The 12,941-nt window shown below is 39.0% G+C and carries 10 protein-coding genes; 6 read left to right on the top strand and 4 right to left on the bottom strand.

Features of this window, described 5'->3' with window-relative positions; all coding sequences use genetic code 11:
- The first annotated feature begins 1 nt into the window (after position 1).
- Both GD597_RS15425 and yihA read left to right on the top strand, forming a co-directional pair.
- Positions 2-1,930: a foldase protein PrsA gene (locus GD597_RS15425; protein WP_171608787.1), complete on the top strand. Its 1,929-nt coding sequence runs from the start codon at positions 2-4 to the stop codon at positions 1,928-1,930.
- Positions 1,931-2,097: 167 nt separating this feature from the next.
- On the top strand, positions 2,098-2,712 hold the full coding sequence (gene yihA / locus GD597_RS15420) for a ribosome biogenesis GTP-binding protein YihA/YsxC (protein ID WP_171608786.1): 615 nt from the start codon (positions 2,098-2,100) through the stop codon (positions 2,710-2,712).
- 55 nt (positions 2,713-2,767) lie between these two features.
- Here the strand turns inward: yihA and GD597_RS15415 are convergent, their stop codons facing one another.
- The gene (locus GD597_RS15415; RefSeq protein ID WP_171608785.1) at positions 2,768-4,024 is read right to left on the bottom strand and encodes a DEAD/DEAH box helicase; all 1,257 of its coding nucleotides are present in this window, start codon (positions 4,022-4,024) and stop codon (positions 2,768-2,770) included.
- 497 nt (positions 4,025-4,521) lie between these two features.
- Here GD597_RS15415 and GD597_RS15410 point away from each other — a divergent pair, with 497 nt between their 5' ends.
- Positions 4,522-5,568: a nucleoid-associated protein gene (locus GD597_RS15410; protein ID WP_171608784.1), complete on the top strand. Its 1,047-nt coding sequence runs from the start codon at positions 4,522-4,524 to the stop codon at positions 5,566-5,568.
- A gap of 111 nt (positions 5,569-5,679) precedes the next feature.
- Here the strand turns inward: GD597_RS15410 and GD597_RS15405 are convergent, their stop codons facing one another.
- Entirely contained in the window at positions 5,680-6,039 is a 360-nt protein-coding gene (locus GD597_RS15405) for a hypothetical protein (RefSeq protein ID WP_171608783.1), read from the bottom strand.
- Positions 6,040-6,299: 260 nt separating this feature from the next.
- Between GD597_RS15405 and GD597_RS15400 the strand changes: the two genes are divergently transcribed.
- The 3 genes from GD597_RS15400 (at position 6,300) to GD597_RS15390 (ending at position 8,285) form a co-directional block, all read left to right on the top strand.
- On the top strand, positions 6,300-6,533 hold the full coding sequence (locus GD597_RS15400) for a DUF3820 family protein (RefSeq protein ID WP_171608782.1): 234 nt from the start codon (positions 6,300-6,302) through the stop codon (positions 6,531-6,533).
- A gap of 82 nt (positions 6,534-6,615) precedes the next feature.
- Positions 6,616-7,272 carry a CAP domain-containing protein gene (locus GD597_RS15395; RefSeq protein WP_171608781.1) on the top strand — a complete coding sequence of 219 codons (657 nt, stop codon included), beginning with the start codon at positions 6,616-6,618 and terminating at the stop codon, positions 7,270-7,272.
- Positions 7,273-7,430: 158 nt separating this feature from the next.
- A complete protein-coding gene (locus GD597_RS15390; protein WP_171608780.1) occupies positions 7,431-8,285 on the top strand; it encodes a cyanophycinase in 855 nt (284 codons plus the stop codon).
- Positions 8,286-8,478: 193 nt separating this feature from the next.
- On the opposite strand, the gene GD597_RS15385 is transcribed toward GD597_RS15390, so the two are convergent.
- Positions 8,479-9,384 carry a TraR/DksA family transcriptional regulator gene (locus GD597_RS15385; protein ID WP_171608779.1) on the bottom strand — a complete coding sequence of 302 codons (906 nt, stop codon included), beginning with the start codon at positions 9,382-9,384 and terminating at the stop codon, positions 8,479-8,481.
- Between the two features lie 4 nt (positions 9,385-9,388).
- Positions 9,389-12,727, bottom strand: a complete 3,339-nt coding sequence (ileS, locus tag GD597_RS15380; RefSeq protein WP_171608778.1) for an isoleucine--tRNA ligase — start codon at positions 12,725-12,727, stop codon at positions 9,389-9,391.
- Positions 12,728-12,941: the final 214 nt, after the last annotated feature.

Here is a 12,941-nt window from a genome sequence, read left to right as displayed (position 1 = left end):
TATGATTAAGCAATGTATAGCTGTACTTACTACAGCAGTGTTGTATTGTAATGCAGTCAGCAGCCAAACCCTGTTTACCTATGGCGCAAAAGCTGTAAATAAAACAGAATTTCTACAGGCTTTTAATAAAAACCCTGATACTACCGGGGGCAGGACTCAAAAATTAAAAGAGTACCTGGATATGTATATCAATTTTAAATTAAAAATACAGGCTGCCAAAGATGAAAATCTGCATAAAAGCTCTTTGTACAAACTGGAGTCGGATAATTTCAGGGCACAGTTAACTGATAACTTTATTAATGAACAGGCCGATTTTAATGGCCTTGTTGAAGAAGCATTTAATCGCAGCCAGAAAGATATTTTGCTGGCGCATGTTTTTGTTGCCGTACAGCCGGGCCAGGATTCTTCAGCTGCTTATACCCAAATAAAACTGGCACAGGCAGCATTGGAAAGTGGTAAAAGTTTTGAAGAAGCTGCTGCTAGTTTTTCAGGAGATGATTATACTAAACAAACCAAAGGACTTATTGGATATATAACAGTTTTTACCCTGCCATATGGTATTGAAAATGTAGTATACCATTTACAGCCGGGTACTTATTCTGCAATTTATAAAAGCAATATCGGGTATCATATTTTTAAGAATGTAAGCGAAAGACCAGCGATAGGAAAAAGAAAAATTCAGCAAATATTATTGGCTACACCCGAAAGCTTTGATAGTACCGAGAAAAAAGCGGTAGCGTTACTGGCAGATTCAATTTATACGCAATTAAACAATAGCGCTTCCTTTGAAACGCTTTTACAAAAATATAGTGCCCCCATTAGCAATTACGAAGCCTCAAATATTACTGAAGTAGGTGTAGGCCAGTACAATGCCGATTTTGAAAATCAGGTATTTGCTTTGGCTAAACCGGGCGATATAAGCCTGCCATTTACAACAGCCTATGGTTATAACATTATTAAACTTATAAGCATTAGCCCGGTAAATAAAGATGATAACGATGTGGTTGCAAAATCAGCCATACAGGAAAAAGTGCAACAGGATAACCGCCTGGCTGTAGCAAAAGATGCCCTGATACAACAATGGATGCAACAAGCAAATTTTAAAGCTGGTAATTATGCCGCTGCCAATTTATGGGCTTATACAGATAGCTCACTTGTTAAAGGAAAACCATTGGCAGCATTTAAAAATATTACCCCGCAAACAGTTTTGTTTTCTTTTACAAAACAAAATATTACTGTTGCCAATTGGCTGCAATATGTAACAGAAGCCAAACAAACCGGAGCATCTTATGACCAAAGCAGTTATAGCGATTTATTACAGCAATTTATTAAAAGCAATTGCAGCAGCTATTACAGGGAACATATAGAAGATTATAACAAAGCAATTGCCGGCCAGGTAGCAGAATTTAATGAGGCCAATCTTTTATTTGCAGTGATGGATAAACATGTTTGGACTTTTGCAGCACAGGATTCTGTAGGGTTAAAGAAATATTATGCAGCACACAAAACCAATTATACCTGGCAGCCGGGTATTGGTGCATTAGTAGTATCTGCCATTACAAAAGAAGTGATAGATAGTATTGCTGCGCAACTTAGTGTTAACAGCAGTAACTGGAGAAATATTATTGCCCGATACAGCAATAGTGTTTCGGCAGATAGTAGCCGGTTTGAAAACGGGCAATTGCCTGTTAAACAAAACATACCCATGCAAAAAGGGTTTATTTCGTTACCTGAACAAAATGAAAGTGGTGATGCTTTTACCCTGGTATATATATTTGATGTTTACCCGCAAACTGCACCACGTAATTTTGATGATGCACGTGGTATGGTAATTAATGATTATCAGCAGGTATTGGAGCAAAAATGGATTACCGAACTTAAAAAGAAATATCCGGTAAAAATTTATGATGCTGTTTTAAAGTCGCTATAAATACAACTGTTGCCTTTAAAGCTGCATAAACAGTTGCAGTACAAGAGTGCGACGCAAGCGTTGCTAAAGCGTATTGTTTGGCTGGGTAAATAAAGGTTAAAGAAACTATTGGGTAAAAGGGTTTACAGTAATGATAAAGCTGTAAACCCTTTTCTGTTACTTTGCATATGATTATAAAAGAAGCTTTATATGTTATATCGAGCCCAACAGTAGAAACTTGCCCCAAGCCCGATAAGCCTGAATATGCTTTTATTGGCCGCAGTAATGTGGGCAAATCCTCGCTTATTAATATGCTATGTAATCGGGAAAAACTGGCCAAAACATCGGCTACGCCGGGAAAAACCAAAATAATTAACCATTTTTTGATTAATAAATCCTGGTACATAGTGGATTTGCCGGGCTATGGATATGCAAAAATTTCTCAAAGCCAGCGCCGCCAATGGGAACAGATGATTGAAAATTATTTGCGTAAACGCGAAAACCTGGTAAATGTATTTATACTAATTGATGCCCGCCATAGCCCCCAGGCCAATGATTTGGAGTTTATACATAACCTGGGTAAATGGGAAATACCTTTTACACTGGTATTTACAAAGGCTGATAAAGAAAAACCAGCTGTTGTAGAGCGCAATGTGAAAGCTTTTGCTGATAAACTTAGAGAAAGCTGGCAGTTTTTACCCCGCCAGTTTATTACCAGTGCCGAAAAGAAAACAGGGCGTGACGAAATTTTACAATTTATAGATGAATGCAATAAAGCCATAGAAGCAGCTAATAAACCATAGCATCTAAACAAACAAAAAGGCCCTGCAGTTTGCAGGGCCTTTTTGTTTAAATGTATTATTGTGGCCTGTTATTATTTGGTCTTGGCCGGTTATTACCATGTTTTGGTTTACCACCGCCATATCTGCGGTTTTGTGGTGAATTGCCCGACCTGGCTGTTCTTGGTGAATAAGCAGGTGTTGGTCCCAGTGCTTCGGGTACTACTGCTTTGGGTACTTCTTTACCAATCAGCTGCTCTATACGGGCAAATTTGCTTTGCTCTTTTTCTATAATAAATGTATAAGCTGTGCCTTCGCTGGCAGCACGCGCCGTACGGCCAATTCGGTGTACATAATCTTCACCATCGTTTGGTACATCAAAATTTATTACCAGGTCTATATCTTCAATATCTATACCACGGGATAAAAGATCGGTTGCCACCAAAATGCGTAATCGCTTACTTTTAAAATCCATTAGCACCTGTTCTCTTTGTTCCTGCAGCAAGTCTGAATGTATTTCTTCGGCCGGTAATTTGGCCCTTTTTAGTTCGCGGGTTAGGGCTTTTACATTTTGCTTTTTAGAACAAAAGATCAACACACTATTAAACTCTTTTTGTTGTAAAACATGTTTTACCAGCGGTATTTTTTGGGGTTCGTATACCACAAATGCTTCCTGCACAATTTTCTCGGGTGGCCTTGAAATGGCAATATTTATTTCCTCGGGGTTATGAAGAATTTTACGGGCCAAATCCCTCATTTTATAAGGCATGGTTGCCGAGAACAAGAGGTTTTGGCGCTTTTTAGGTAAAAACGAAATTATTTTTTCAATATCATCATGAAAGCCCATATCCAGCATACGGTCGGCCTCGTCTAAAATAAGATAACGTAAACCAGCCAGTTTTACATAACCCATATTTAAATGGGCAATCATACGGCCGGGGGTACAAATAACAAAGTCTACCCCGGTGGATAAAGCTTTTTTCTCAGCTGTAAACAAACTGCCATCGCCTCCGCCATAAACGGGGATAGAGCTTACCGAAGTAAAATAAGAAATGCCTTCCAGCGTTTGGGCTATTTGTATGGCCAGCTCACGGGTGGGTACAATAATCAGGGCGTTTACCTGATTTGATTCGTGTGGCTCGGTAAGTAATTTGTTTAATACGGGTAATAAAAAAGCGGCTGTTTTGCCAGTGCCTGTTTGTGCCGATGCGATAATATCCTTGCCGGCCAATATAGAAGGTATTACCTGTTCCTGTACCGGGGTGGCCTGCTCATAACCCATAGCTTCAATTCCTTCCAGCAGCCTTTCATCAAAACCAAAATCTTTAAATGTCAAAATATAAATGCTTAATTTTTTAAGTAATACGTAAAGATAAGATGATAAACCCGTAATGTGGGTTTTACCTCATTTACCAATTATGGCCTTAAACTATAAAAAGCTACCGTTGCAGGTAGCTTTTATATGGTGCTTTTAAGTAGTTTAAACGGCCGTAGAAAGGAGTATAAATACTATATAAAGGTGCTACAGAAAGATGTTACATAATATACCCAATGCAGGGTATACTTTGGGCAAATGCTATGTTGGACCCGGCAAAATTTCATTTATTGGGCTTTACTTGCGTCGCACTCTTGTACTGCCGTAACTAATGGCAACTGTAACTTTTATGTAATTAACAAAATGGAGTTTCCGGTAAAACGGTTATGCTACGCCGCACCGCTACATTTTGGTTGATGCCATAAAGAGGAACCCTGAACCGAGCGTGGCAAGTAAAGCTGCATTAATGTACCGGCAGTTGGTGACCAAAACATTCTGCAACTTATCTTCGCGGCATTATGACAGGGATAGACAGCGTTGTTTTAAAAGAAGTAATGGTACACAAAGTGGGCAATCCCACCCGTGGCGAGGAATTAAAATTATCGGCAAACACCTTATCGTTAAACGATACCGATGTTCAAAAACTGTTAACCAAATATTTTTTGGGTGCGTTTAACGAGCATGAGCAATACCATTTTACCCATTTAAGCGATGTAAATATGAACGAAGTATATACCTATGCTTCGGCCATTTTTGAAAAACCAGACAGTTTTGTGCCTAATACCGCTTTGCTGGCCCATTTTTTATATACCAAAAGCACCCATGTAAAAGTAAAAGAAGGCGAAATGTATATTGCTTTGTTCGATCAGGTGCCCTTTGGTAACGAGTATGTACAGGCGCTGGGTATTTTTAAAAGCGAAACCAAAGAAACATTTTTAAAGGTATTTCAGCACGGCCAAAGCTGGGAAGTAATTCAGGAAGAAGGCATTAATATTAATAAGGTTGATAAGGGCTGCCTGATTTTTAGAAAAAATAAAGGGCAGGGATATCATGTTTGTGTGGTTGATGCCACCAACAAACAAAACGATGCGCAATATTGGGTAAATGAATTTTTACAGGTTACTCCCTATGCAGATAGTTATCATAATACCGATAAATACCTGGGGTTATGCAAACAGTTTATAACCAATGAATATGCCGAAAAATTTGAAGTAAATAAAAGCGAGCAAATTGATTTGTTAAACCGCTCTATGGACTATTTTAAAACCAAAGAGCAGTTTAGTATGGATGAATTTACCAAAGAAATTTTGCACCACACCGAAGTGGTTGACAGCTTTATGGAGTATAAACAAACCTACGAAACCGCTAAAAACTTTACCATAGAAAATGAATTTGATATCAATCTGGCAGCAGTTAAAAAACAGGCCAAGGTTTTTAAAACCGTGCTAAAGCTGGATAAAAATTTTCATATTTATATTCATGGCCGTAGAGACCTGGTAGAAAAGGGTTATGATGAAATGAGCGGCAAACATTATTATAAATTGTATTTTGAACAGGAGAGCTAATCTAATAATCACCCGTAATGGGCTTTAACCGACCATTTTTAAAAAATAAAAGCACCAAAAGAAATATCATGTAATGTTTCTATTGGTGCTTTGCACTTGTACTTGTATATCTTATGCAGGCATAGCTTCTTCTTCAGCTATTTCCGGGGCATTTATTTTACCGCAATGTTTTAAACTAAGTTGAAAACGGGTATTTAGAGATATTTCGTAATTGTTTTCCTGTATTAACTGGAAAATAATTTCATCGGCAAGCATTACAGTTGCCAAATCGCTGGCCAATAGTGAACTACTGATTAAATTAGCCACTTTACCCTTTGTAAACTCGATGGTAAATTTATAACCTGCTTTACGGCCACTGCCGGCTCTTTCAAAATCAATTCTGTTAAGAGATAATGTTTGCGCTTCAGTTACTGATCGCTTCAAAAGAATCCTAATCACGGGCAGATACTTGCTCCAGGTTGTTGTATACATAATATTTTATTTTAGATGGAATTAATTCCTGTAAAAAAGGCCAAAGTAATAAAACAGATGAACGTGTAATTGTCACTTGTAATAGTGCGAATATGCCTTACATCATATAGCCAAGAACCACAAAGGTAAGCTATACAAGGCATGTAGCGGCAAAAGCTTGCAGGTATTTTAATTCTTAACAGGCTTTGTAACCAAAAAGGCAAGGGAGTATTATATTTGGCACTACAACAATATACCAGCACTTATACATTCTTAGCAATATGTCATTACCATTACCCATGCCCGATGCGGGCCTTTTATTAGAGCTGGTATCTGTTAAAATGCCATTTGGTAAGTATAAGGACACGCTTATTTGTAATATACCCGTGTACTATTTAGAATGGCACCAGCGTAAAGGCTTTCCAAAAGGCAGAATTGGTGTTTTACTGGCAACGATGTACGAAATAAAACTAAACGGCCTTGACTATTTACTAACCCCCTTAAAGAAAAAATGATTTTGTTAAAAAATATCCTATCCCATACAATCGGGCAATAATTACCCTTTAAATGCGTACTAATTACACAAAACCCTGCAGTATGTACCTGTATAAAAAATTAGTATTTTCCGTATTTGTACTAACGACCTTGTTAATTGTTAGCAGTTTTTCACCAAAGCCTCCGGCCCTCGCTATTTCTCCATTAAGTGCCTATGGCGAAGAATGGAATAATGCCAAATATGCTGTTTGTAATACTGCCAAAAATGCAAAATACCTCAGTGCATCTGAAAAAGAACTTATTTATATTCTAAACCTGGCACGTATTAATCCAAAGCTTTTTTGTAAAACGGTGGTAGCCAAATACCCCATTATCAATAATAAGGGGTATCTAAAAAACTCCAATTATTATACTTCGCTGGTAGATACCATGAGTAAACTGCAACCACTTAAAATTTTGGCGCCCGACTCTTTGTGTTATGTAAGTGCCCAGTGCCATGCCTATAATTCAGGTTTAACAGGGTATACAGGCCATACCAGAGACACCGATAAATGCGAGCAATTAAAACATTTTTATGGTGAGTGTTGCGATTATGGATATAGCAATCCACTCGATATTATTATGGCGCTATTGATAGATGACGGCGTAGCCTCATTAGGCCACCGGTATATTTGCCTGGGCGATTACACCGCCATAGGCGTGTCTATTCAGCCGCATAAAACCTATGGTACCAATGCCGTTATGGATTTTTATTATTAGCCTGGCGATAGTTTTTCAATGAGGCATCACTTGCGTCGCACTCTTGTACTGTATCACAAAAGGCGGCTTTCTATACAAAAAACCTAACTATATAGATTCTATAAAACCTATATAGCCACTACTTACATTTGCATTAATCATTCTTTAAAATCCTGATTATGCAAATAAAATCAAGCTTGTTTTTATTACTATTCCTATTAGTTGTATTACCTGTAATTTCTTTTGGCCAGCAAAAAATACCCAAAGGCAATTTATTTATTATAGGCGGCGGCAACCGTTCAGATGAATTAATGAACACCATGTTAGCCACTTCAAAACTGGGTACAAATGATTATATGGTAGTATTACCTATGTCTGGTGCCGAACCCGATACCTCATACTGGTACTTTGCCAAGCAAATGCAGCGTTTATGTAAAAACACTATTGCCAACATAAATTTTACAAAAGAAAGTGCGAATAATACCCAGTGGTTAGATTCTTTGGCCCATGCCAAACTAATATTTATTACCGGTGGCGACCAAACCCGGTTTATGAATATTGTGTTGCATACACCCATTTATACAGCTATACATAATGCTTACCAGGCCGGTGCTACCATTGCCGGTACCAGTGCAGGTGCAGCCGTAATGAGTAAAAAAATGATTACCGGCAACCATTTACTGGGCGATACCAGTTATAGTGCCACTTTTGACGTGTTAATTGACAAGAATATTGAAATAGCCGAAGGATTGGGTTTATTAGATTCAGTAATTGTAGACCAGCACTTTATTGTGCGCAGCCGATATAACAGGTTATTGTCGGCGCTGGCCGCCTTTCCAACCTATAACTTTATTGGAATTGACGAAGCCACCGCAATAATTGTACACCAGAAAAAAATTACTGTTACAGGTGAAAGTCAGGTAATTCGTTTTGTACAGCCAAAAAACTTAAAAGTGCTGGCCAACGGTATTATAAAATTCAATGATGTACAGTTTAGTATTTACAGCAGCGGCGACAGTTTTGAACTACCATAGCAAGTAAGAATTGCAGGTTGTTTTTTATTATATAGCCTGATACTTGCCTTTGCTGCCATAAAAGTGGAACCTTGAACCGAGCGTGGCAAGCGGCGATGCCCATTGAACTAATGCTGACTTCAAAAAAATTCTCATAAAAAAAGAAAGGCTACCAGTATAGGTAGCCTTTCTTTTATAAAAAAAATTTACAATACTATTGTTCAACTGATTTTACCAAACCAAGCTTTGCTTCTAAACTTAATGTGGCATGTGGTACAGCACGTAAACGGGCTTTGTCAATTAGTTTACCTGTTACGCGGCAAATACCATAGGTTTTATTTTCAATTCTGATAATGGCTTTTTCCAAATGATCTATATAGGTTATCTGGCGGCTGGCCATTTGGCTAAGTTGTTCTCTTTCCATGCTCATGCTACCGTCTTCCATTGTCATATAACGGTTATCGTTATCATCGCTTCCCATATCGTCTTTCCGCGTAATAAGACCCTGCAAATAAGCCAGTTCCTTTTTGGCGGCTTCCATTTTTTTATTAATCAGGTCTCTGAAATCGTTTAAGTCACCATCACTATATCTTACCAAAGGTTCGCTTGGCTTTGTATTTTCTACCCTTTTTTCCAGGGGGGTGTATACTGGCTCGTAAGGTACGCTGGTTTTAACGGTTGTTTTTGGGATTTTCACCTCTTTAATAGGTTCTTGTTTAGCAGGTTTTGCTTTTGCTACCGGCTTTACTTCTGATGTTTTTGCTGTCTCTACTTTTTTTGGCACAGGTGTTTCTTGTTTTTTTACAACTTTTGTTTGCTCTACTTTTTCCACTTTAGCTGGCTTGGCAGGTGCTTTTTTTGCTGGTGCTGCTTTAGCAGGTGCTGGTTTGGCAGCAGCTACCTTGCTAACCGGGGCAGCTTTTGATGCGGCCTTTTTTACTGGGGTAACAACCTTGGCTGCGGCTTTTTTAGGAGGCGCAGCTTTTACAGGGGCTGCTTTTGCCGGGGCAGCTTTTTTTGCTGGTGCTGCTTTTGCAGCCGGTTTAACTACTTGTTTAGATGTAGACACTTTAACGGCAGCTTTTGCAGCTTTTTTTGCCACAGGTTTTTTGGTAGCCATACGCTTAGCGTTTTTTTGTTACTCGCACTTGTAAAAGCATTTCATTAACCTCAATTTCGGTACTATCCTCCATTTTAGTAACCCAAACAAGGTCATCAGCTAAAATTTCCGCGCAAATATAGTTTTTAAATTCATTAATGGACGGCATGATAGCGCCGTATTCAAGCATTTCTACGAATATACGGTCTGTTAAATCAAAACCATTCTCTTTTCTAATATTTTGTACACGATTTACAAACTCACGGGCATCTCCTTCCATTTTAAGTGCTTCACTAATAATTATATCAAGCGCAACGGTTAGGCTGCCTTTGGAAGCTACGCTCCAGCCTGGAATATCTTCTGCAGCTATTTCTACATCAGCAATAGAAATAGCAATAGGTTCATTGTCGATAGTGATATTTATGGAGCCATCTTTTTCAATGGCGGCTATTTCATGTTGTGTAAAAGCGACAATGGCTGCATTGGCCGCTTTCATTTTACCGCCCAGTTTAGCTCCAAGCGATTTAAAGTTGGCCTTTATTTTCTTTTTGATAAAGCCCTCAGTTTCGGTGATATAGGCAATTTCCTTCACGTTTACTTCCGCCTTCAGCAGGTCTTCTACCTTTTCCAGCTGAATTTTCATATCTGGATTTAAAACCGGAATCAACACTTTCTGTAATGGCTGGCGAACTTTAATATTTACCTTTTTGCGCAGCGATAATACCAGCGAAGAAGCATCCTGTGCCAGTTGCATCCTTTCTTCTAATAAGTTGTCAATCACGGTAGCATCGGCTACCGGAAATTGTACATGGTGTATAGAGGCTGCAGTAAATCGTTTAGTGCCCTCATTCAGGTTATTAAAAACAGCATCACTAAAAAATGGTGAAATAGGTGCAATAAGCCTAACTACTGTTTCAAGACATTCGTACAGGGTTTGATACGCACAGATTTTATCATGTTCATATTCCCCTTTCCAAAAACGGCGGCGGCATAAACGCACATACCAGTTACTTAGCTGCTCATCCACAAAAGATTCTACCGCCCTGCCGGCCAGCGTAGGCTCGTAATCATCCATATAGGCTGTTACTTTTTGTATCAGGGTATTTAGGGATGATAATATCCAACGGTCTATTTCGGGCCTGTCTCTCACCGGTATATAAGTTTCAGCAAATGAAAAACCATCTACATTGGCATATAAAGCAAAAAACTGATAGGTATTATACAGGGTACCAAAGAATTTGCGTTGTACCTCTTTAATACCATCCATATCAAATTTCAGGTTATCCCAGGGAGAAGCATTGGTAATCAGGTACCAACGGGTGGCATCTGCGCCAAATTTTTCAATAGTTTCAAACGGGTTTACCACATTCCCCAGGCGTTTACTCATTTTATTGCCGTTCTTATCCAACACCAAGCCATTGGATACAACAGATTTATAAGCAACGCTATCAAATAATAATACTGCCAGTGTGTGTAATGTATAAAACCAACCACGGGTTTGGTCTACCCCTTCACAAATAAAATCTGCAGGAAAGGCAGCACCTTTATCTACCAGATCTTTATTTTCAAAAGGATAATGCCATTGGGCATAGGGCATTGCGCCACTATCAAACCAAACATCTATCAGGTCTGGCACCCTTTTCATGGGTTTACCAGTAGCACTTACCAGAATAATATCATCTACAAAAGGTTTATGTAAATCCAAAATCCCCTCGTGTAAATAGTTTTTGTTTACATCGCCACCCAAAACTTTACTGGCTTCACGTATGCCTTCATTTAGTTCTTCTATGGAACCAATACAAGTTTCTTCACTTCCATCCTCGCTGCGCCATACAGGTAATGGGGTGCCCCAAAACCGGCTGCGGCTCAGGTTCCAGTCTACCATATTCTCTAACCAATTGCCAAAACGGCCTTCGCCGGTTGATTTGGGTTTCCAGTTTATGGTTTTATTTAATTCTACCATTCTATCTTTTAAGGCGGTAGTTTTTATAAACCATGCATCCAGCGGATAATAAAGAATGGGTTTATCTGTTCTCCAGCAATGTGGGTAGCTATGTTCGTATTTCTCAACTTTAAATGCCCTGTTCTCTTTTTTTAGTTTCACGCATATATCCACATTCACATCAACATAGGCCGGATCATCTTTATAGTTTTTTACATAACGATTGCTAAACTCACCCAAACCATCTACAAATTTGCCCTGGCGGTCAACCATGGTTAAAATACCAATTCCATATTTTTTACCCACTTTATAGTCATCTGCTCCAAAAGCCGGGGCGGTGTGCACAATACCGGTACCATCTTCGGTGGTTACAAAATCACCAGATATAATTCTAAAAGGGTCGCCACCGGCATTGGCGGCACTATTGGCTTCATAAGGCATTAATTGCTCGTAACGGCAACCTTCCAAATCTGCACCTTTGCATTGGTGAAGTATTGACCATGGCAACAGTTTAACTGTTTCGTTATAATTTTCAAAATCGCCATTTTCTCCTTCTTCCTTAAAATATTTGCCCAATAAAGCTTTTGCAAGTATAACCGTAACGGGTAAATGAGTATAGGGATTAAAAGTTTTAACCAGCACATAATCAATATTGGGGCCTACAGTTAAACCCAGGTTGGATGGTAAGGTCCAAGGCGTGGTTGTCCAGGCCAGAAAAAACAGTTCTGAATCCTTGGCAACATCAAATAAAAAGCGGCTTTGCTCATTCTCTACTACTTTAAACATGGCCACTGCACTGGTATCTTTTACATCCTTATAAGTACCGGGCTGGTTTAATTCATGAGAGCTTAAACCGGTGCCTGCAGCCGGCGAATACGGTTGTATACTAACACTTTGGTATAGCAAGCCTTTTTTATAAAGCTGACTTAAAATCCACCAGAGCGTTTCAATATAGTTGTTTTCAAAAGTAATATAGGGGTCATTTAAATCAACCCAATAACCCATTTTCATGGTTATTTCATCCCATTTGTCTTTATAGCGCAGTACGGCTTCTCTGCACTTTTGATTGTACTCTTCAACCGATATTTTTTTGCCAATATCTTCCTTGGTAATACCCAATTCTTTTTCAACACCCAGCTCAACTGGCAATCCATGCGTATCCCAGCCACCTTTACGTTTTACCTGAAAACCCTGCATGGTTTTATAACGGCACACCATATCCTTTAGCGTACGGGAAATTACGTGGTGAATACCGGGCATACCATTGGCACTGGGTGGCCCTTCATAAAACACAAAGGGTGTGGCACCTTCCCTAAGCGATACGCTTAGTTCAAAAGCCTGCTCCCGGTTCCATTTGGCCAATATTTCCTGTTCTATTGCCGGCAGGTTCAATCCTGAAAACTCTCTGTATGTTGCACTCATAACCTTCGCACTTAATGTTCCTAAATTTTAAAGGCTGCAAAGTTAATAAATATAGCGCAGCCAATTAAACAAGATAATCGATACCAAAACCTGCCGCAAAAGGGCAAAAAGGCATAAATTATACCTTAAACTTCAACACAGCACTGTAAACTGCGGGGCTAGTAAGTATATTTACATTGCTAACAAATGTTAGCGCCGAGATGAAAGCTATTAT

It is taken from the genome of Limnovirga soli, from assembly GCF_013106755.1.
Classification (GTDB): domain Bacteria; phylum Bacteroidota; class Bacteroidia; order Chitinophagales; family Chitinophagaceae; genus Limnovirga; species Limnovirga soli.
The sequence above is the reverse complement of the archived record's forward strand: the minus strand, read 5'-3'. Positions and strand labels throughout refer to the sequence as shown.

Excerpts from the sequence above, each read along its gene's own strand:
- GD597_RS15425 (WP_171608787.1), top strand. The coding sequence starts at position 2 with ATGATTAAGCAATGTATAGCTGTACTTACTACAGCAGTGTTGTATTGT.
- yihA (WP_171608786.1), top strand. The coding sequence starts at position 2,098 with ATGATTATAAAAGAAGCTTTATATGTTATATCGAGCCCAACAGTAGAA.
- GD597_RS15410 (WP_171608784.1), top strand. The coding sequence starts at position 4,522 with ATGACAGGGATAGACAGCGTTGTTTTAAAAGAAGTAATGGTACACAAA.
- GD597_RS15405 (WP_171608783.1), bottom strand. The coding sequence starts at position 6,039 with ATGTATACAACAACCTGGAGCAAGTATCTGCCCGTGATTAGGATTCTT.
- GD597_RS15400 (WP_171608782.1), top strand. The coding sequence starts at position 6,300 with ATGTCATTACCATTACCCATGCCCGATGCGGGCCTTTTATTAGAGCTG.
- GD597_RS15395 (WP_171608781.1), top strand. The coding sequence starts at position 6,616 with ATGTACCTGTATAAAAAATTAGTATTTTCCGTATTTGTACTAACGACC.
- GD597_RS15390 (WP_171608780.1), top strand. The coding sequence starts at position 7,431 with ATGCAAATAAAATCAAGCTTGTTTTTATTACTATTCCTATTAGTTGTA.
- GD597_RS15385 (WP_171608779.1), bottom strand. The coding sequence starts at position 9,384 with ATGGCTACCAAAAAACCTGTGGCAAAAAAAGCTGCAAAAGCTGCCGTT.
- ileS (WP_171608778.1), bottom strand. The coding sequence starts at position 12,727 with ATGAGTGCAACATACAGAGAGTTTTCAGGATTGAACCTGCCGGCAATA.